We start from the raw sequence: 19937 nt of genomic DNA on the forward strand, positions 1-19937 counted from the left end.
TGTCCCTCCTCCTCCCTTCAAGTCTAACCATACAAGCTGGCTTGCCGGCGATGGGGCCGGTGCAGGCAACATCAATCGAACTGCGCGCGCATCCAGGCCTGGTACTCGTCCACGCCCTCTTCTCCTTCGCGCGGCGCCCAGTGCGCATGTTCGCCTTCACCCACCGGCCGATACGGTCCGGCCTTGCACTCGAACAGGATGCTGTCCGGCTTCAGCACCACAAGCCCATGGTAAATACCAGGCGCCAGGTCCACACCCAGGCAATCCCCGCCCGCCTGCAGCACTCGCTTGTCGGTCACCGCCCCCTGCTCGTTGAAGAGCAGCAGGCCCAGGCAACCCTTGAGCACGACCAGCGTTTCGGCTTTGTCATCGCTCAGGTGCCGATGCGGCGGGATATAGGTGCTCGGTTGCAGCCCGACTGCCATGCGGTGGCAAGGCTCTTCCATCTCATGGAAATTGTGATGTTGCCGCCCGCGCGGGTTGGCTGCAGCCTTTGCGGCCAGCCCGGCGAACAGCGATTGGTCGATGAACGCAGGCTGGCGCATGATCACAGCCCCTTTACGGCGAAGATGCCGTTGGCGTTGCGCCAGTAGCCTTTGTAGTCCATGCCGTAACCGAAGATATAGCGGTCGACGCAGGGCAAGCCCACGTAGTTGGCCTTGAGTTCCGGGCTGGCCTTGCGGTCATGTTCCTTGTCGATCAGTACCGCGGTGTGCACCGAGCGCGCACCAGCATGCTTGCAGAACTCGATGATGGCGCTGAGGGTGTGGCCTTCGTCGAGGATGTCATCGACGATCAGTACGTCACGGTCGATGAACGACACTTCGGGCTTGGCCTTCCAGAACAGCTCGCCGCCGCTGGTCTGGTTGCGGTAGCGGGTAGCGTGCAGGTAGCTGGCTTCCAGTGGGAACTGCAGGTGGGTCAGCAGTTTGCCCGAGAAGATCAGGCCGCCGTTCATCACGCAGAAAACCACCGGGTTCTTGTCGTGCAGGTCCTTGCAGATCTGCTCGCCGACTTTGGCGATGGCCGCTTCGACTTCGGCTTCGGTGTACAGGCAGTCAGCTTCACGCATGACTTGACGGATATGCTCGAGATCGGCGGACATGGCGCTCTCCGGGGGTGCATTTTGGAAAAGCGGGCAAAGGTACGCATCCGCTCGTCACAGATCAAGCATTTATGGACTAACGTCCAGAATGACCAGACGACAGCACAGGCTGAATAGATTAATCTAGCGCGGTTTTTTTGCCCGCCTTTCGGAGCCCCCCTATGCCCACTCGTGAGATCCGCCATCCGCTGATCCGCCACAAGCTCGGCCTGATGCGCCGTGCCGATATCAGCACCAAGAATTTTCGCGAACTTGCCCAGGAAGTCGGCGCGCTCCTGACCTACGAAGCCACCCAGGACCTGCCGCTCGAAACCTACGAGATCGACGGCTGGTGCGGCAAGGTGCAAGTTGAAAAAATCGCCGGCAAGAAGATTACCGTGGTACCGATCCTGCGAGCCGGCATCGGCATGCTCGACGGCGTGCTCAGCCTGATCCCGGGCGCCAAGGTCAGCGCCGTCGGCGTTGCCCGCAACGAGGAAACCCTCGAAGCCCACACCTACCTGGAAAAGCTCGCGCCGGACATCAACCAGCGCCTGGCCCTGATCATCGACCCGATGCTGGCCACCGGCGGTTCGATGGTCGCCACCATCGACCTGCTGAAAAAGGCCGGCTGCAAAGAGATCCGCGCCATGGTTTTGGTCGCTGCGCCAGAAGGCATCGAAGTGGTGGAAAAAGCCCACCCGGACGTGCAGATCTACACCGCCTCGATCGACCAGCGCCTGAACGAACACGGCTACATCGTGCCGGGCCTGGGCGATGCCGGTGACAAGATCTTCGGCACCAAGCAAAAGGACGCCTGACCATGCAGGACGGCTTCAACGACCCGCTCTGGCGCCAGGTCGTTTCGGGCGCGCAGATGCTCTTCGTGGCATTTGGCGCGCTGGTGCTGATGCCACTGATCACCGGCCTCGATCCGAACGTAGCGCTGTTCACTGCCGGCATCGGCACCCTGCTGTTCCAGCTGGTCACCGGCCGCCAGGTACCCGTGTTCCTGGCCTCGAGCTTTGCTTTCATCACCCCGATCATCCTCGCCAAGGGCCAGTTCGGCCTGGCCGAGACCATGGGCGGCGTGATGGCCGCAGGTTTCGTGTACACCTTCATGGGCCTGATGGTAAAAATCAAAGGCACTGGCTTCATCGACCGCATGCTGCCGCCGGTGGTGATCGGCCCGGTGATCATCTCCATCGGCCTGGCCATGGCGCCGATCGCCGCCAACATGGCGATGGGCAAGGCCGGTGACGGCAGCGTGCTGCTACCGTACAAGACCGCCATGATGATCTCGATGCCGGCCCTGCTGACAACGCTGATCGTTGCCGTGTTCGGCAAGGGCATCTTCCGTCTGGTGCCGATCATTGCCGGCGTGTTCGTAGGCTTTGCCCTGTCGTTCGCCTTTGGCGTGGTCGACACTGCCAAGATCGCCGCCGCGCCGTGGCTGGAGCTGCCCAACTTCACCGCGCCAGCATTCAACTGGCAGGCCATCCTGTTCATCGTCCCGGTTGCCCTGGCACCGGCGATCGAGCACATCGGCGGGGTGATCGCGGTCGGCAGCGTGACCGGCCGCGACTACCTGAAGAAGCCCGGCCTGCACCGCACCCTGCTGGGTGACGGCCTGGCCACCACCGCAGCCGGCCTGTTCGGCGGCCCGCCCAACACCACCTATGCCGAAGTTACCGGCGCGGTGATGCTGACCAAGAACTACAACCCGAAGATCATGACCTGGGCGGCGATTTTCGCTATCACCCTCGCCTTCATCGGCAAGTTCGGCGCATTGCTGCAAAGCATCCCGGTACCGGTGATGGGTGGCATCCTGTGCCTGCTGTTCGGCTCGATCGCGGCGGTGGGCATGAACACCATGATCCGCCACAAGATCGACCTGGCTGAAGCGCGCAACCTGGTGATCGTGTCGGTGACACTGGTGTTCGGTATCGGCGGCGTACTGATCGGCAGTGGTGATGGCCCGGATGACTGGGGCCTGAAGGGCATCGCCCTGTGCGCCATCGTGGCTATCGCCCTGAACCTGATCTTGCCGGGCAATGATGGCTGGAAGCACAAGAAGGATCAGTTGCCTTGATTCGGCTTTAGCCTGACCCGGCCACTTCGCGGGTAAACCCGCTCCCACAGGTACCCCGCTGCCCTCAGGCCTTGTGCAAAACCTGTGGGAGCGGGTTTACCCGCGAAGAGGCCAGAACAGGCAACCTTGGACTCAGGCTTTTTCGCACATCCCCGCCAGCGCCTTCACCCACTCCGGGTGATCATTCAGGCAAGGCACCAGCACCAGCTCCTGCCCGCCGGCCTCGACAAACTGCTCGCTCCCGCGCATGCCGATCTCTTCCAGGGTCTCGATGCAATCGGCCACGAACGCCGGGCACATTACCAGCAGCTTCTTCACCCCAGCCTTGGCCAGCTCGTCCAGCCGCGCCTCGGTATAGGGTTCGATCCACTTGGCCCGCCCCAGTCGTGACTGGAACGACACCGACCATTTGCCATCGGGTATGCCCATCTTCTGCGCAAAGGCCCTGGCCGTTGCCAGGCACTGCCCGCGGTAGCACACCGCGCGCATGTCGGCACTGGCATCCTTGCAGCAATCGGCCGCCTGGAAGTCATGCTTGCCGGTAGGGTCCAGCTTCTTCAAGTGGCGCTCCGGCAAACCATGGAAGCTCAGCAACAGGTGATCGTAATCCTGCTCCAGGTAAGGCCGGGCGCTGGCGACCAATGCCTCGATGTAGTCCGGGTGCTCGTAGAATGGCTGCAGCACGCGAAGTTGCAACGGCAACTGGCGTTCACTGACCGTCTGCCTGGCCAGTTCCACCACAGTGGTCACCGTGCTGTCAGCGAACTGTGGATACAGCGGCGCCAGGGTCACCTTGCGCACACCCTGGGCCACCAGGCGCTCCAGCACCTCGGGCAAGGCCGGCTGGCCATAGCGCATGGCAATCTCCACCGGGCCATGGGGCCAGTGCTCGACCATCGCCGCCTGCAGGCGACGGGTCAGCACTACCAGCGGCGAGCCCTCTTCCCACCAGATCGAGCCATAGGCGTGCGCCGACTGCTCCGGGCGCTTGATCAGGATCAGCGACACCAGCAGGCGCCGTACCGGCCAGGGCAGGTCGATCACATACGGGTCCATGAGGAACTGGTTGAGGTAGCGGCGCACATCGGCCACCGAGGTGGAGGCCGGGGAACCCAGGTTGACCAGCAGCAGGGCGTGATCGGTCATGCAGCGTCCTATGTCAGAGGCAGCTGGACAGGTTGTCCAGAGCCGATTGCAGATCGTTGAAGCGGAAGGTGAAGCCTGCCGCCAGCAAGCGTGCCGGGCGGGCGCGCTGGCCGCCGAGTAGCAGGGTCGACAGCTCACCCAGCCCCGCCTTGAGCAGCAGTGCCGGCACTGGCAGCAGCGCCGGCCGGTGCAAGGCGCGGCCCAGGCGCCTGGCGAACTCGCGGTTGCGCACCGGCTCCGGGGCGCAGGCATTATAAGGACCGCTGGCATCCTTGTGCTGCAAGAGAAAATCAATCAGGGCGACCTGGTCGTCTATATGGACCCAAGGCATCCACTGCCGCCCGTCACCCAAAGGCCCGCCCAGCCCCAGTTTGAAGGGCAGGCGCAGGCGCGACAAAAAGCCGCCGTCACTGGCCAGCACCAACCCGGTACGCACCAGCACCACGCGAATGCCCTGAGCCTGCGAACGCATCGCTGTCTCTTCCCAGGCAATGCACAGTTGGCTGGCGAAATCTTCGCGCACCGGCGGTGAAGCCTCGGTCAGCTCGCGTTCGCCACCGTCTCCATACCAGCCCACCGCAGAGCCGGAAATCAACACTTCCGGGCGCTGTTCGCGGCTGCCCAACCAGGCCAGTAACTGCTCGGTGAGGGTGACGCGGCTGGCCCACAGCAGGTTGCGCCGGGTCGCCGTCCAGGGCCGATCGGCAATCGGCGCGCCGGCCAGGTTGATCACTGCGTCCAGCTGAACATCCGCCTCCAGTTGTTCCAGGCGGGCGATGCCACGCACGCCGGTCCCACAAATTTTCGGCACCTGTTCAGGCCGCCGACTCCACACCGTCAGGCGATGACCCTGGCCGAGCCAGTACTGGCACAGGTGCTTGCCAATCAACCCGGTGCCGCCTGTCAGCAATATATGCATGGCTGTGTCCTCGCAGAATGCGGCGGTGGTCTATTTTTAACATCAAGGCACTTTTTTGACCCGACGCTCTCGGATAAACATAGGCCAACCTGCCTGCCAACACGGAATAACCTTATACAACATTTGAGCATTGTACAGGTTTGCCTGACAGCGTAGTCTGCTTACAGCAAGGTTTGAAGAGGCCATCATGACAGTACCTATCGCCATCATCGGGGCCGGTATCGCCGGCCTGTCAGCCGCCCAGGCCCTGCAGAAGGCCGGGCAATCCGTGCATTTGTTCGACAAGGGCCACGGCAGTGGCGGGCGCATGGCCAGCAAGCGCAGCGAAGCTGGCGCGCTGGACCTCGGCGCCCAATACTTCACGGCCCGTGACCGCCGCTTCGTCGAGCAGGTACAGCAATGGGTTGCCGCCGGTTGGGCCGCGCAATGGAAGCCACAGCTGTACAACTACCGCGATGGTGAACTCAGCCCCTCCCCCGACGAGCAGACGCGCTGGGTGGGCGTGCCGCGCATGAGTGCAATCACCCGCGGCCTGCTCAAGGACGTGACGGTCAACTTCGGCTGCCGCATCGCCGAAGTGTTCCGCGGCAAGCAGTACTGGCACCTGCAGGACACCGAAGGCTGCAGCCACGGCCCCTACAGCCGCGTGGTGATCGCCGTGCCGGCGCCACAGGCCACGCCGCTGCTGGCCGCTACCCCGAAGCTCGCTGCCGTGGCCGCCGGTGTGCAGATGGAGCCCACCTGGGCCGTCGCCCTGGCCTTCCAGACACCGCTGGATACCCCGATGCAAGGCTGCTTCGTGCAGGACAACCCGCTCGACTGGCTGGCGCGCAACCGCAGCAAGCCCGGGCGTGACGAGCAACTCGACACCTGGGTACTGCACGCCACATCGGACTGGAGCCGACAACACATCGACCTGCCCAAGGAGGAAGTGATCGAACAGCTGTGGGGCGAATTCGCCGAACTGGTCGGCTGCGTGGTGCCAGCACCTACTTTTGCCTTGGCCCACCGCTGGCTTTATGCCCGTCCGAGCAGCAACCATGAATGGGGCGCACTGGCCGATGCTGACCAGGGCCTATACGCCTGCGGCGACTGGTGCCTGTCCGGCCGTGTCGAGGGCGCCTGGCTCAGTGGCCAGGAAGCGGCGCGTCGACTGCTCGAACATCTCGAGTGATGTAGGGTTATACAAAAAAAACTGTTTGCATAACTTCCGGGCTGTGCTGGAATGAACCTGTACAACTATTTTGTCTCGTACAGGTTTTTGGAGGCAGCCCATGCACGACTCATCCGCCCACAGCAAGCCGCGTATCGCCATCAGCGCCTGCCTGACCGGGCACAGCGTGCGCTATAACGGCGGCCACAAGGCCTCCGACCTGTGCCGTATGCAACTCGAGGAACATTTCGACTGGTTGCCGGTGTGCCCGGAGGTGGCCATCGGCCTGGGCGTGCCGCGCGACCCGATCCGCCTGGTCGGCGACCCCGAGCAGCCGGAAGTGGTAGGCACCCGCAACCCCGGCATGGACCTGACCGGGCCGCTGCGCAGCTATGGCGAGCAAATGGCGGCGGAACTCGATGATATCTGTGGCTACATCTTCATGCAGAAATCGCCTTCCTGTGGCCTGGAGCGGGTCAAGGTATACCAAGACAATGGCCACCCTGCCTTCCACGGTGGGCGGGGAGTGTATGCGCAGGCGTTCTGCGCACGGCGGCCGGACCTGCCGGTGGAAGAAGAAGGCCGCCTGCACGACCCCGTGCTGCGCGAGAACTTCATCAGCCGCGTGTACGCGTACGCCGACTGGCAACGCCTGCTGGCCGAAGGCCTGAGCCGTGGCGCTCTGGTGCGATTCCACTCACGCTACAAGTACCTGTTGATGGCCAACAACCCGCAGGCCTACCGCAGCCTCGGGCGCCTGCTCGGCAGCATGAGCAAGGACGATGACCCGCAAAGCATCGGCCCGCGCTACTTCAGCCAGCTGATGCAGGCTCTGCGCCGCTGTGCCAGCCGCGGCACTCATTGCAACGTGCTGCAGCATCTGAGCGGCTACTTCAAGGACATCCTCACACGGCAGGACAAAGCCGAGCTGCAGGCCATTATCGGCCAATACCAGCAAGGCGTGGTGCCGCTGGTAGTGCCGCTAACCCTGCTCAAGCACCATTTGCGCAAGCATCCCGATCCGTATCTGCAGCAGCAGGCCTACCTTCAGCCGCACCCCGAGAGCCTGGGCCTGCGCAATGCCGTCTGAGATCCTGTTGCCCATCGGCGAACTGGCTCGCCGCACGGGCGTCAATCCCGTCACCCTGCGAGCCTGGGAGCGCCGCTACGGCCTGCTCAAGCCCCAGCGTACCGCCAAGGGCCATCGCCTGTATCCGCTGGAGCAGGTCGAACGAGTAGAAGCGATCCTTGCCTGGCTGCAGCGCGGCGCCTCCGTCGGCCAGGTACGCGAGCTGCTCGACAAACCGGCTAGCACGCCGCCGAAAGGCGACTGGCAAGCCCGGCAGTTCCAACTGATCGAGGCCATCGCCACGCTGTCGCAGCGCGCCCTTGACCAGCAGCTCAACCAGGCGATGGCCCTGTACCCGGCCGTCACTCTGTGCGAGCAATTGCTGTTGCCGCTGCTCGACCTCCTCGACCTGCGCTGGCGCAACTATTTCAACGCACGGCTGGAACAGGTGTTTTTCCACAGCTGGTTGCGCAGCAAGCTGGGCGCCAGGGTCTACCACGACAACCAGTTGCTGCATGGGCCTGCCATCTTGCTGGCCGAAGACAGCGAACACACTTTCAGCCCCGGTTTGTGGTTGTGCGCCTGGCTGTTCACCAGCAACGGCCTGCCGGTCGAAGTGCTGGAGCACACCATTGCTGGCGCGCACCTGCAACGCGCAGCCACCATGCTCAAGCCACGCGCCGTGCTCCTGCACCTGGGGCCACGCATCGATGACAAGGCGTTGCACCGTACCCTGTCCAACCTGCCCGTGCCGACCCTGGCTGGCGGGCCGACGCTGGCGCTGCATGAAACCCGGCTGCGTGCCTTGGGGCTGCCCAATCTTGCCCTGTTCGATACCCCGCAGGCGGCATTGCGTTTGCTGCAAGCCCATGACCGCCAGCCTGGAGAGATGACCGCACCATGCACCTGACCTGGCTGCGCAGCGACCTGCGCATCGATGACAACACCGCGCTAGCCGCCGCCAGCGAACGCGGCCCGACCCTCGCACTGTGGCTGGTCAGCCCCGGGCAATGGCTGGCCCACGACGACGCCGCCTGCAAGGTCGACTTCTGGCTGCGCAGCCTGCGCGACCTGCGCCAGTCGCTGGAGCGCTTGAACATCCCCCTGCTGATCCGCAAGATCGACACCTGGGACCAGGCGCCACAGGCCGTACTCGACGTCTGCCGCCAACATCAGGTGCAAAGCGTGCACTGGAACGAGGAGTACGGCATCAACGAGCAACGTCGCGACGACGCCACCCGCGCGCTGCTGGAAAAGTCGTCCATCCAGGCCCACAGCCACCTCGACCAGCTGTTGTTCCGCCCTGGCACCATCCTTACCCGCAGCGGCGACTACTTCCAGGTGTTCAGCCAGTTCAAGAAGAGCTGCCTGGAGCACCTGCACCGCAGCCTCCCTGCCCTGGCCCGCCAGATAAAACGCCAGGCACCGCTGCATGTCAGCAGCGACCCGATCCCACAGCACGTGGACGGCTTCGAAAAACCCGCGCAGGCACTGCGCGACCACTGGCCGGCCGGCGAAGCCGAAGCGAAGGCGCGGCTGACCCGTTTTCTCGATGAAACCATCGACGATTACCAACAGCTGCGTGACTTGCCTGCCAAGCCCGGTACCAGCCAGCTCTCCGCCTATCTGGCCGCCGGCATGATCTCGCCACGCCAGTGCCTGCACGGTGCCCTGGCCAGCAACCGCGGCGAGTTCGACAGCGGCAGCAGCGGCGTGCAAACCTGGATCAACGAGCTGCTCTGGCGCGAATTCTACAAACACATCCTGACCGGTTATCCACAGGTCTCGCGTCACCGAGCCTTCCGCGCCCAGACCGAAGCCCTGCCCTGGCGCGATGCACCGGCCGACCTCGAAGCATGGGAACAGGGCCGAACCGGCTTCCCGATCATCGACGCCGCCATGCGCCAACTGTTGCACACCGGGTGGATGCACAACCGCCTGCGCATGATCGTGGCCATGTTCCTCAGCAAGAACCTGCTGATCGACTGGCGCAAGGGCGAGCGGCATTTCATGCGCCACTTGATAGACGGCGACCTGGCCGCCAACAACGGCGGTTGGCAGTGGAGCGCGTCCACTGGCACCGACGCAGTGCCCTATTTCCGCATCTTCAACCCGGTTTCACAGTCGCAGCGATTCGACCCGCAAGGGCGTTTCATTCGGCACTGGCTGCCGGAATTGCAGGGGGTAGATGAAAAAGCCATTCATTTCCCCGTGAAGTCGGCCGATCTTTTTGCTAGATATTCCTACCACAGTCCAATTGTCGATCTCGACAGCAGTCGTCAGCGCGCACTGGAGGCATTCAAGAACCTCCCGCGCCGGCAGGATCAGAGGGCAGCATCTTGAACAACGCACGCAGTATCTGGGTGACGGGAGCAGGCAATGGACTTGGCCTGGCTTTAGTGGAGGGGCTGCTCGGGCAAGGACACCGGGTAGCTGCAAGCGCGAAGCATGGCGAGGCACTGGATGCCTTGGGTGCACGCTATGGCAGCCAGCTGTTGCGCTTGCCGTGGCAGTTGCACGAAGAACATCAGGCGGCCCAGGCCAGCCAGCAGATCTGCCATGCCTGGTGCACGCTGGATGGCTTGATCATCAACGCCGGTACCAGCGATTACCTGGCGGACGATGTGGCGGACAGCGAGCTGTTCGAGGCGATCGTCACGGACAACCAGTTGGCCGGCGAGCATTGCCTGGCCAGTGCGCTGCCGTTGTTGGCGAAGGGTGACTCGCCGCAGGTGATGGCGGTGTTCAACCGTTATTCGGCGCTGCAGTTGCATGCACCGACGCAGGTGCCTGCGGGCTGGAACAACATGCCGCAATGGATGCGCGAGCAGCGTCAGGCGTTGAAGGCGCAGGGGGTTGAGCTGACCGTGGTGGGGCCGCAGTCGCTGAAGAACCCCGTGACACCGGCGCAGGCGCTACCGGAGGCATGGACGCCGCAGGATGCGGCAGAAGAACTGCTGCGGCGGTGGCCGCAGAGGGAGCCCGAGCTTGTGCTGGAGGCCTTGGATCTCAATGGCCTGTGGCCGTTGACGCGCTAGAGCCTGGCATCGGCACTGCTTTGTTCGCGGGTAAACCCGCTCCCACAGGTACACCACTGCACTCAAGATACAGGGGGTGCTATGGGAGCGGGTTCACCCGCGAAGAGGCCCGCACAGGAGAGGTCAGAGCGCCATGCGGTAATGCAGGCTATAGCTCTCCACCCCATCGTTGGGCTGCTTGATGCCCGCGTTGGAATAGTGAATCGCCCGCACGCCAATCTCATGCCCACCGGCAAAGCGCAATCCAAAGCCGATGCGGTCCTCGAACTGGAATGCCGAGCCCAGCTCGTTGTCTTCCAGCTCGGTGCTGGAGAATGCCGCCACGCCAATCCCAGCCTCTATATAAGGCTTCACCGACTCCCCGGCAAACTCGTAGACGAACACCGGCGCGAACGACAGGCTATGGTTGCTCGCGGTCTCGTCACCATCCCAATAGGTGTAGGCCCCATCCCAATACCCCGTCAGGCGCCCGACGCTGGTCTGCCACCAGCTCGCTTCCCAATTCGATTGCAGCCCCAACCGGTAGACCATGGTCGAGTCACCGGTCTGCCCCACCGAAAACGAAACGTCGGTAGCCTGCGCCGACAGTGAGTGCCCCAGGGTGAAGACGGCAGCCGCCGCCAAGCCGAGCAGCTTCTTCATGAGCAACATCCTTCTTTGCTGTTATTGGTATCCGCCTCATTTCAGGCAAGGCGGTAGAAAACGGCAGCGGTACGATAGTTCAGCTTCTTTTCACGTTTTTTTCACAATGAAAAGCTTTGCACACTGTCCGACTTATGCCACAGCAAAGGCAGGATCTTTCTGAGATATTGCGGATCGGCACTGGTCCAGAAGCGGGTATCCCTGGCCGGCCCATCGGCCAACAGGTCATCCGCGCCCAGCAGCCGCTGCAGTTGGCGTGCCACTGCAGCACCGGTATCGATGATGGCGACGTCGGCTGGCACCATGCCGGCCAGCAACGGGCGCAGGAAGGGGTAATGGGTGCAACCGAGAATCAACGTGTCACAGCCAGCGGCCAGCAACGGCTGCACATAACCTTGCAGCAACTGGCGCAGCGTCGGGCTGGCCAGGTCACCGGTCTCGATCAGATCGACCAGGCCCGGGCAAGGTTGGGTGATGACCTGTACGTCATTGGCAAAACGATCGAGCAAGGCAGCGAACTTGGCACTCTGCAGGGTACCGGTAGTGGCCAGCACACCGACCACGCCAGAGCGCGTAGCGGCGGCAGCGGGCTTCACCGCCGGCTCCATGCCCACCAGCGGCCAGTTCGGGTACAACTCGCGCAGGTCGGCCACCGCCGCCACCGTGGCGGTATTGCAGGCCAGTACCATGGCCTTGGCGCCCTGTTCATGGAAGAACGCAGCAATGCGCCGGAGACGCTCACGGATATAGTCCGGCGACTTCTCGCCGTAGGGTATGTGGCCGCAATCGCCCACGTACAGTAGCGTCTCGTTGGGCAGCAGGCGCTGGATCTCGGCGAGTACCGACAAGCCGCCAACCCCGGAGTCCATCACGCCGACCGGCGCCGATCGCTCAGCCATCGCGCTTACCACAGACCGCACAAGCCGGGTCGCGCTTGACCCGCAATTCGCGGATACGAGTGCCGAGAGCATCGATCAACAGCAGGCGGCCGACCAGCGGCTCGCCGAACCCGGCCAGCAGCTTCATCGCCTCCAGCGCCTGCAGGCTGCCTACCAGGCCCACCAATGGGCCGATCACGCCGGCTTCGCTGCAGGTCAGTTCGGCTTCGCTGCCATGGCCATACAGGCAGTGGTAGCAAGGGCTGTAGTCACGCCGTGGGTCGAATACCGACAACTGTCCTTCCAGGCGGATCGCCGCACCGCTGACCAGCGGCTTGCCAGCCGCGACGCAGGCAGCGTTGACCGCCTCGCGGGTACCGAAATTGTCAGAGCAGTCCAGCACCAGGTCGACCGCTGCCACAGCGGCCGCCAGCGAGTCCTCGTCCAGAGCCTGGCGATGGGCAACCAGGCTGATTTCCGGGTTGATTGCCTGCAGGCGCTGCAGGGCCGAATCGACCTTGCTCATGCCCACGCTCGCACTGTCGTGGATCACCTGGCGTTGCAGGTTGGTCAGGTCGACGGTGTCAAAGTCCGCCAGGTGCAGCTCACCGACCCCGGCGGCGGCCAGGTACAAGGCGACGGGCGAGCCAAGGCCGCCGAGCCCGACGATCAGCGCCTTGCTCTGCTTGAGCCGCAACTGGCCGTCGATGTCGATCTGGGCCAGCAAAACCTGCCGGCTGTAACGCAGCAGTTCCTGATCACTCAGCATGGCAGGCGCCCCAGGGTAATGCGTTCATGGCCGCCCAGGTCCGTGCGGCTGGCGACCTCGATGAAGCCTTGTTCAGCCAGCAAGGCGCGCACCGCCGCTGCCTGATCGTAGCCGTGTTCCAGCAGTAACCAGCCACCCGGTACCAGGTGCGCGGGCGCCTGGGCAGCTATCACGCGCAGATCGTCCAGGCCATCGGCACCGGCCACCAGCGCACTGCTGGGCTCGAAGCGTACATCACCGGCGACCAAATGCGGGTCTGCGGCAGCGATGTAGGGCGGGTTGCTGACAATCAGGTCGAAACGCTCGCCGGCCAGACTGTCGAACCAGTGGCTGAGCCGTACCTGGGCGTTTGCCAGGCCCAGCCGCTGGCGGTTGCGCTCAGCCAGGGCTGCAGCCTCCTCCACGCGGTCCACTGCGGTCACCTGCCAGGCCGGGCGATCGCTGGCCAGGGCCAAGGCAATCGCGCCGGTGCCGGTGCCCAGGTCAAGGACCTTGGCCGGCGTGGCGGGTTGCAGTTCAAGGGCAGCTTCGACCAGCAGCTCGGTATCCGGCCGCGGGATCAGGGTATGCGGTGCCACTTCCAGATCGATCTTCCAGAAGCCCTGCAGCCCGAGAATGTAGGCGACCGGTTCGCCGCCACGGCGGCGCTGCAGGTAGCCAGCATAGGTCTCGGCATCTTCGCTGCTGACGATTCGCTCGGGCCAGGTGTGCAGGTAGCTGCGCGATTTGCCGATGGCCGCGGCCAACAGCAACTCGGCATCCAGCCGCTCGGTAGGCGACTCTGGCAACTGCGCGTTGCGCAGCAGGCTGGCGATGATGGTCATCAGTCCCCCAGAGCGGCCAGTTGATCGGCCTGGTATTCGGCCAGCAGCGGTTCGATCACCGCCTCCACCCCGCCGGCGAGGATATCGTCCAGCGAGTACAGGGTCAGGTTGATACGGTGATCGGTCACCCGCCCCTGTGGATAATTGTACGTACGGATGCGCTCGGAACGGTCACCCGAGCCGACCAGCAGCTTGCGCTCGGTGGCGATGGCATTCTGCGCGGCGCTGGTCTGCATGTCGTTGAGCTTGGCCGACAGCCAGGACATGGCACGGGCACGGTTCTTGTGCTGCGAGCGCTCTTCCTGGCACTCGACCACGATACCGGTGGGCAAGTGGGTGATACGGATCGCCGAGTCGGTCTTGTTGACGTGCTGGCCGCCGGCACCGGATGCGCGGTAGGTGTCCACGCGCAGGTCGGCCGGGTTGATCTCGATGGCCGCCTGTTCGTCCGGCTCGGGCAGTACCGCCACGGTACACGCGGAGGTGTGGATACGGCCCTGGGATTCGGTTTCGGGCACGCGCTGTACGCGGTGTGCGCCGGACTCGAACTTGAGCTTGCCGTACACGCTCTCACCCTCGACGCGGGCGATGATTTCCTTGTAGCCGCCGTGCTCGCCTTCGTTCTCCGAGAGGATTTCCAGGCGCCAGCCACGCTTTTCGGCGTAGCGCGAATACATGCGGAACAGGTCGCCGGAGAAGATCGCCGCCTCGTCGCCACCGGTGCCGGCGCGGATTTCGAGGAACACGTTGCGGCCGTCGTTGGGGTCCTTGGGCAACAGCATGCGTTGCAGCTGCGACTCCAGCGTCAGCAGTTGTTCCTTGGCTTCACGCACTTCTTCCACGGCCATTTCGCGCAGGTCCGGGTCACTGTCCTTGAGCAGCGCCTGGGCACCTTCGAGGTCGTCCTGGACTTTGCGCCACTCTTTATAAGCAGCGTAGACCGGCTCGACTTCGGCGTATTCACGGGAATAGGCGCGAAAGCGCGTCTGGTCGGAAATGACCTCGGCATCACCAAGCAGAGCGGTGAGTTCTTCGAAGCGGTCCTGGAGGATTTCCAGTTTGTTCAGCAGCGACGCTTTCATTGCGGGGATTTGTCCGTCGAGCCCTCGTTGAGGGCAAAGAGTTCCTGGGCCATGGCCAGCGCATCGAGGCGGCCCTCGGCCGAGAGCCTTTTCAATTGCACGCTGGGCGCGTGCAGGAGTTTGTTGGTCAGCCCCCGGGCCAGTTGGGCCAGTACGTCTTCGGGGTTGCCGCCGTTGGCCAGCAGCCGCTGGGCCTTTTGCAGTTCTTCGTCGCGCAGGCGCTCGCATTGCTGGCGATAGGCCTTGAGCACATCCACCGCGGCCAGCTCGCGCAGGCGCAGCATGAAGTCCTCTGCCCCCACCGACACCAGCTCTTCGGCGGCCTGGGCCGCGCCCTGGCGACTTTTGAGGTTTTCTGCCACAACGTCGTGCAGGTCATCGACAGTGTACAGGTAGACGTCATCCAGTTCGCCGACTTCGGTTTCGATATCGCGCGGTACGGCAATGTCGACCATGAAAATCGGCTTGTGCCGGCGCTGCTTCAGCGCGCTCTCGACCGCACCCTTGCCAAGGATCGGCAACTGGCTGGCGGTGGAGCTGATGACGATGTCGCTGTTGGCCAGCTCCTGAGGGATGTCGGCCAGCAGAACGGCGTGCGCACCGAACTGTTCGGCCAGGATGCTGGCCCGCTCAAGGGTACGGTTGGCCACGACGATGCGGCGCACGCCCTGCTCATGCAGGTGGCGGGCGACCAGGGTGATGGTTTCGCCGGCACCGATCAGCAGGGCCTGGCTGCGGCCCAGGTCGCTGAAGATCTGCTTGGCCAGGCTGACCGCGGCAAACGCCACCGACACCGGGTTTTCGCCGATGGCAGTGTCGGTGCGCACCTGCTTGGCGGCACTGAAGGTGGCCTGGAACAGGCGCCCGAGCAGCGGGCCGACGGTGCCGGCCTCACGCGCCACGGCATAGGCGGACTTCATCTGGCCGAGGATCTGCGGTTCGCCGAGCACCAGCGAGTCCAGGCCGGAGGCCACCCGCATCATGTGCTTCACCGCCTCGTGCTCTTCGTGCACGTAGGCGCTGGCGCGCAGCTCGTCCAGGCTGAGGCGGTGGTAGTCGGCGAGCCATTGCAGCACGGCATCGGCGGACAGGTGGTCCTGCTCGATATAGAGCTCGCTACGGTTGCAGGTCGACAGAATCGCCGCTTCGCGGCTGGATGTCAGCCGGCAGAGCTGCTGCAGGGCGTCTACCAGCTGCTCTGGGGTAAACGCCACGCGCTCGCGTACGTCTACCGAGGCAGTCTTATGGTTGATACCAAGTGCAAGAAAGGCCATGCAAGGTCGCTGGTTGTGACGGGAAGCCGATAATTGTCCTCTTTCGCAGGTTTCAGGACAACCACCGTTCGCTATTGCGCTGATAGTCGTGCGGCTATCGCCTTTTCGTAGCCTGCCCTAGCGGTGTTTTCAGGTCTTGCCGGCTTTTGATCTGGCTTTTGATCCTGATCTTGATCTTCGCGACTTCAGGAGGCCGAACGCAGGCCTTGCGCATGGAGGTGACGGGCATGGATGCCCGTCAAGCGCTGGGCCCCAGGATGAGGCCTGCTGCGCAGTCCTCCCGGGAGCAAGCCCTACGCTCGGCCTCCTGAAGTCGCAATCTGCAGCACCTGATCTACCGCGCTCTTAGAAGCAACAGTCACAGCAAAAGCCAGAGCCATCGGCTCGACATCGCCCTAGCCAACTACGCCGACCGGGTCGAGAAGACTCTTTGACATATGTCCATAAGACTTATCCACAGTCTTGTAGTCCATTTCCCAAATACATGCCCAGCTGTTGCCCTACCCTCCTTCCGCACCTAGTCTTGACGCCGCTACATCGATATTCCTCACCGAGACAGCGATACGAGTGGGATAGCATGGCTTTATCAGTCAGTCGGTTTATTTCTATCTACTAATTTTGCTGATGACTAGAAGCTATGTTGGTGAGGATTAGTAAAGATATTGACGGACTGCAATGATGCACATTTACTTGGTGACGCACCCAAAACAAGCATTTTTTAAATTCTTGTTTAACCTATCTTAAAAATGATTTTCTATGCAGGGTATGCTTCATGCATGGCAGGAAGCTATATAATAGGCGCGAGCAATGGAAGAATTTGCAGCATCTCGTAGGCACTCAGTGCTCCTTTGGGGCGTTAACTTGTGTGCCATTTCGGCCTCTACGCTGAGTTATATTTATCTTTCCTACTACATTTATGCTAATACTGCCAGCCTAATACTTTCCCAAGTGGTGCTGTTTGCGCCAATGGTTCTGCCGGTAATTTTTGTCGCTCCTATCTACCGTCTGGCTGACTATCTAGCGCCACGCACCTTGCTGTGGAGTGCCAACTTGCTGTCGCTGGGCTGCGCGGCGGTCACCTACAAGATCCTGCCACATCATGTGGAAGTCGCCGTGTTAGGCGCGGTAGTCATTGGCGCCCTGGATGCGCTGCAACGGGTAGGGCGTATTGTTGCCATCAAGTGTTATTTCCCGAGTGCGCAAATCGCCAGCTCAGTGCCTCTGACACTCACCGCACAATTCATTGCCGGCGGCCTGGCAGGCATCAGTCTGGTACTGTTCAAAGCCAACATGACGCCTGGGTTAGCCCTGCTCATTACTGTCAGTCTTTTTTCCATCGCGGCTTTGGCGGCCTATCTACTACCTGCGCCAACAAAGCCTCCGATCACCGTGCAGGTCGCACCAAGACTATTGACTGCCCTTGGTTCGCTTTTGCAGGAGTATCCCGCGCTACGCCTCAGCCTCTATCAGTTCATCGTCTTCGTCAGCGTTTTTCAGGGTTTCTTCAATGTGTCCAGGGTGCTGTTACCGGCCCATGTGCTGGGCTTGGGAGAGGTGTATATCGGCTTGTTGCAGGCCGTCAATAGTTTGGCAGCTTTGGTGGGCGCAGTACTGTTCTATCGTTTGGGCAAGTGTAATTTGCGACCGCTACCTATGCCGATGGCTGTAGCCAGCGGCCTGTTCATGATGCTCGCAGCGTTCGGCCATGATATTCAGTCCAGTTACATCGCGTATTTTTTCTACATATTCTTTTTCGAACTGACATTTTTCAAGTTGCAAGCCGATCTTGTCAGGAGCACACCTACCAGTGCCATGCCGTTGATGGCATCTGTCCAGTATGCTGGGGTGTACTTAGGCATGATAATTACCATCTTCGTCGGTTCAATTCTGGTTAAGTATGCAGGCCTGTTCAGCACGAGCGTTATCTTCGTTGCTTTCTATTTCGTCGTAACCAACGCCCTTCGAAAGACAGTTGCGATCAAGGGAAAACAACCTGTCTAAATAGTTTCTTCAAGGAGAACAATATGCCCACATTAGCGCGTGTATTTCCGTTCGTCCGTCTTTTGGATTTGGCGAACATATTAACAATGTTCAATATCGGTTTGGCCTTCGGTACTGTTTATTTTGCGTTGCAAAGACGGTTCATTCTGGCGGCAACGGTGATTTGCCTGGCCGCGATGCTCGATTTCCTTGACGGCCACATCGCCCGACGCTACCTGGCGGCGAACAACGCGCAACGGGCCTTCGGCAAGCATCTAGACAGTTTTGCCGACTTGCTCAATTTCAGCATCACGCCAGCCCTTGTCATCCTAATCCTCGACCAGTCTCTTTCGGCCACGCTGGCCGCAGCAACTCTGGTTTTCACAGCCATTTTGCGGCTATCGCTGTTTGGCATGCCCAGCACATCGGCTGGCGAGGGATATCAGGGGCTACCCACCACATATTCAGGATTTGTCTTTGCGCTGGCGCTGATGGGGCTATCGGCCGGGCATTACGGTGCCGGTGTGATCGTCGGCCTGGTGGCCCTGGTCGGCATCCTCCAGGTCACCAGCTTGAGAATTCCCAAGTATGGCGCACCTTCGACGGTCGCTTGCTTCGCAATGCTGTTCGGGCTCAGCACCATTTACTTTCATCCCTGGTAATCCGAGGTTCCAATGAAACACGTGGTTTTCGTCGACAGCACCGTAAGCGGCCTGCTGGCTTTTGAGGCAGCCAAACGGCTTGGCTGCCATGTCACCTTCATTCATCAGCGCGACGCCTCGTTCCTGACGATCTCGATCAAGGACGACACCTCCCGTCTCGAGCCTTACCTGCGATATGTGGATACTTATTTGCGTATCGATAATCTGGAAGACGGCGAACTCAGCCAGTTGTTGGCCAACCTGCACGCGGAGCGTCCTATTGACGCCCTCATCTCTACCTCTGAAGCAGCCATAGTACCGGTGGCGCGTGAGGCCCAGCGTATCGGCACCCTCTACCCGAGGTACGAAGCTCTGTGCGGGGCGGTATACAAGAGTCGATTGCGCGAAACGCTGCGGGCACACGGACTACGCTCTCCTGATTTTGAAGTACTGAGCGAGGAGCAACTGATCAACGGGGTCGTTCCGAGTTTGTCGCTGCCATTCGTTGTCAAGCCGACCCGAGGATTCGCCAAGCAGTTTTCCGCCATTTGCCATAGCCAGGCCGACGTTGACGCCTTTCTCGCCGAGCTGCGCCAGAGTCGCAAGGGTGCTGATCCTATGATCGACCACTTGGTAAGCCGCGACTATCTGGTCGAGCAATACATCAACGGTACATTGCATTCAGCGGAAGTCATCGTCCAAGACGCCAAGGTCTCCTGCTTTGCGACCACCATCCGTTTCCGCGCCGACCATAGCGAAATATTAGAAATGACCGCGACCATGCCGTCAGGCCTTGACGCAGCACAGCGCGACGAGATCAAAGCATATGTGCAGGCAGTGTTCAGCGCTCTGGGGCTGGATGTTGGCCTTTATCATGTTGAACTGTTGCGCGATGCCAAAGGGCCCTGTCTAGTGGAGATCAACGCACGCATGATGGGTAGCGTAGCGCCGCAGATGTACCGGATGCTGACCGGCATCGACCCGTTCGAACTGCTAGTCCGTCTGCACCTAGGCGAGCCCATTCTAATTGACGACTCAGTGCTTCAGCGCGCAGGTAGCGTCGTAACTGTCGCCTCCCGCAATGGCGGTCATATCGCCAACGACTACACCCCCGACTCCCTACAGCCATTACTGGACAAGTACAACATCCGGTTTTGCACCGCCCACGTTGCGCCTGGCCAGGCGGTAAACGTCTATAGCGGCAACATCGGCACAATTGGCCACGTCATCGTTGAGGACGACTGTCCCTACGCTGCGGCGAAAAAGGGCAATCGCTTCCTGCGCGAGCTGTCCTCACTTTACGGCCTTGAACTCGCGACTTATACCGGCGCCGAGTTGGCTTAAAC

General features: G+C 61.8%; 20 protein-coding genes. 10 read left to right on the forward strand and 10 right to left on the reverse strand.

Going from position 1 to position 19937, the window contains the following annotated elements; translation table 11 throughout:
• Positions 1 to 71: 71 nt before the first annotated feature.
• Together MJ643_RS22035 and MJ643_RS22040 are read right to left on the reverse strand one after the other, a co-directional pair.
• On the reverse strand, positions 72 to 545 hold the full coding sequence (locus MJ643_RS22035) for a WbuC family cupin fold metalloprotein (protein ID WP_024086265.1): 474 nt from the start codon (positions 543 to 545) through the stop codon (positions 72 to 74).
• A 2-nt stretch (positions 546 to 547) separates the two neighbouring features.
• On the reverse strand, positions 548 to 1105 hold the full coding sequence (locus tag MJ643_RS22040; protein ID WP_013970923.1) for a hypoxanthine-guanine phosphoribosyltransferase: 558 nt from the start codon (positions 1103 to 1105) through the stop codon (positions 548 to 550).
• Between the two features lie 161 nt (positions 1106 to 1266).
• On the opposite strand from MJ643_RS22040, the gene upp reads away from it, so the two are divergent.
• Together upp and MJ643_RS22050 are read left to right on the forward strand one after the other, a co-directional pair.
• On the forward strand, positions 1267 to 1905 hold the full coding sequence (gene upp / locus MJ643_RS22045; protein WP_011532223.1) for a uracil phosphoribosyltransferase: 639 nt from the start codon (positions 1267 to 1269) through the stop codon (positions 1903 to 1905).
• Positions 1906 to 1907: 2 nt separating this feature from the next.
• Positions 1908 to 3176: a uracil-xanthine permease family protein gene (locus MJ643_RS22050; protein ID WP_047594600.1), complete on the forward strand. Its 1269-nt coding sequence runs from the start codon at positions 1908 to 1910 to the stop codon at positions 3174 to 3176.
• Positions 3177 to 3308: 132 nt separating this feature from the next.
• On the opposite strand, the gene hemH is transcribed toward MJ643_RS22050, so the two are convergent.
• Positions 3309 to 4322: a ferrochelatase gene (hemH, locus tag MJ643_RS22055; protein WP_038408702.1), complete on the reverse strand. Its 1014-nt coding sequence runs from the start codon at positions 4320 to 4322 to the stop codon at positions 3309 to 3311.
• Positions 4323 to 4335: 13 nt separating this feature from the next.
• A complete protein-coding gene (locus MJ643_RS22060; protein WP_038408700.1) occupies positions 4336 to 5241 on the reverse strand; it encodes a TIGR01777 family oxidoreductase in 906 nt (301 codons plus the stop codon).
• Between the two features lie 187 nt (positions 5242 to 5428).
• On the opposite strand from MJ643_RS22060, the gene MJ643_RS22065 reads away from it, so the two are divergent.
• The 5 genes from MJ643_RS22065 to MJ643_RS22085 all read left to right on the forward strand — a co-directional run bounded on the left by MJ643_RS22065 (position 5429) and on the right by MJ643_RS22085 (position 10501).
• A complete protein-coding gene (locus tag MJ643_RS22065; RefSeq protein ID WP_013970918.1) occupies positions 5429 to 6415 on the forward strand; it encodes an NAD(P)/FAD-dependent oxidoreductase in 987 nt (328 codons plus the stop codon).
• A gap of 100 nt (positions 6416 to 6515) precedes the next feature.
• Positions 6516 to 7484, forward strand: a complete 969-nt coding sequence (locus MJ643_RS22070) for a DUF523 and DUF1722 domain-containing protein (protein ID WP_038408696.1) — start codon at positions 6516 to 6518, stop codon at positions 7482 to 7484.
• Positions 7474 to 8373 (forward strand): MerR family transcriptional regulator, encoded by a 900-nt coding sequence (locus MJ643_RS22075; RefSeq protein WP_015268948.1) that lies wholly within the window; start codon positions 7474 to 7476, stop codon positions 8371 to 8373. Before MJ643_RS22070 ends, MJ643_RS22075 begins: the two co-directional genes overlap by 11 nt.
• Positions 8364 to 9806 (forward strand): deoxyribodipyrimidine photo-lyase, encoded by a 1443-nt coding sequence (phrB, locus tag MJ643_RS22080; RefSeq protein ID WP_038408694.1) that lies wholly within the window; start codon positions 8364 to 8366, stop codon positions 9804 to 9806. The genes MJ643_RS22075 and phrB overlap by 10 nt, the downstream gene beginning before the upstream one ends.
• Positions 9803 to 10501, forward strand: a complete 699-nt coding sequence (locus tag MJ643_RS22085; RefSeq protein WP_038408692.1) for an SDR family NAD(P)-dependent oxidoreductase — start codon at positions 9803 to 9805, stop codon at positions 10499 to 10501. The genes phrB and MJ643_RS22085 overlap by 4 nt, the downstream gene beginning before the upstream one ends.
• A gap of 123 nt (positions 10502 to 10624) precedes the next feature.
• On the opposite strand, the gene MJ643_RS22090 is transcribed toward MJ643_RS22085, so the two are convergent.
• The 6 genes from MJ643_RS22090 to hemA form a co-directional block, all read right to left on the reverse strand.
• Positions 10625 to 11143 carry an acyloxyacyl hydrolase gene (locus tag MJ643_RS22090; RefSeq protein WP_024086263.1) on the reverse strand — a complete coding sequence of 173 codons (519 nt, stop codon included), beginning with the start codon at positions 11141 to 11143 and terminating at the stop codon, positions 10625 to 10627.
• A 101-nt stretch (positions 11144 to 11244) separates the two neighbouring features.
• Positions 11245 to 12042, reverse strand: coding sequence for a glutamate racemase (gene murI / locus MJ643_RS22095; RefSeq protein WP_024086262.1), 798 nt, complete (start codon positions 12040 to 12042; stop codon positions 11245 to 11247).
• Complete coding sequence (locus tag MJ643_RS22100) at positions 12035 to 12790, reverse strand: molybdopterin-synthase adenylyltransferase MoeB (protein ID WP_013970911.1); 756 nt, start codon at positions 12788 to 12790, stop codon at positions 12035 to 12037. Before MJ643_RS22100 ends, murI begins: the two co-directional genes overlap by 8 nt.
• A complete protein-coding gene (gene prmC, locus MJ643_RS22105; RefSeq protein WP_013970910.1) occupies positions 12784 to 13614 on the reverse strand; it encodes a peptide chain release factor N(5)-glutamine methyltransferase in 831 nt (276 codons plus the stop codon). Before prmC ends, MJ643_RS22100 begins: the two co-directional genes overlap by 7 nt.
• Positions 13614 to 14696: a peptide chain release factor 1 gene (prfA, locus tag MJ643_RS22110; RefSeq protein ID WP_013970909.1), complete on the reverse strand. Its 1083-nt coding sequence runs from the start codon at positions 14694 to 14696 to the stop codon at positions 13614 to 13616. Before prfA ends, prmC begins: the two co-directional genes overlap by 1 nt.
• Positions 14693 to 15970, reverse strand: a complete 1278-nt coding sequence (gene hemA, locus MJ643_RS22115; RefSeq protein ID WP_013970908.1) for a glutamyl-tRNA reductase — start codon at positions 15968 to 15970, stop codon at positions 14693 to 14695. Before hemA ends, prfA begins: the two co-directional genes overlap by 4 nt.
• Before the next feature lie 807 nt (positions 15971 to 16777).
• Here hemA and MJ643_RS22120 point away from each other — a divergent pair.
• Genes MJ643_RS22120 through MJ643_RS22130 form a run of 3 tightly spaced genes read left to right on the forward strand, consistent with a single transcriptional unit; the run spans position 16778 to position 19935 of the window.
• Positions 16778 to 17971 (forward strand): hypothetical protein, encoded by a 1194-nt coding sequence (locus tag MJ643_RS22120; protein WP_024086261.1) that lies wholly within the window; start codon positions 16778 to 16780, stop codon positions 17969 to 17971.
• A 23-nt stretch (positions 17972 to 17994) separates the two neighbouring features.
• Positions 17995 to 18612, forward strand: coding sequence for a CDP-alcohol phosphatidyltransferase family protein (locus tag MJ643_RS22125; RefSeq protein ID WP_024086260.1), 618 nt, complete (start codon positions 17995 to 17997; stop codon positions 18610 to 18612).
• A 12-nt stretch (positions 18613 to 18624) separates the two neighbouring features.
• A complete protein-coding gene (locus MJ643_RS22130) occupies positions 18625 to 19935 on the forward strand; it encodes an ATP-grasp domain-containing protein (protein WP_013970902.1) in 1311 nt (436 codons plus the stop codon).
• Positions 19936 to 19937: the final 2 nt, after the last annotated feature.

Origin of the sequence: Pseudomonas sp. PNPG3 (assembly GCF_023093815.1) — a bacterium.
In the GTDB taxonomy this organism is placed as follows: domain Bacteria; phylum Pseudomonadota; class Gammaproteobacteria; order Pseudomonadales; family Pseudomonadaceae; genus Aquipseudomonas; species Aquipseudomonas asiatica.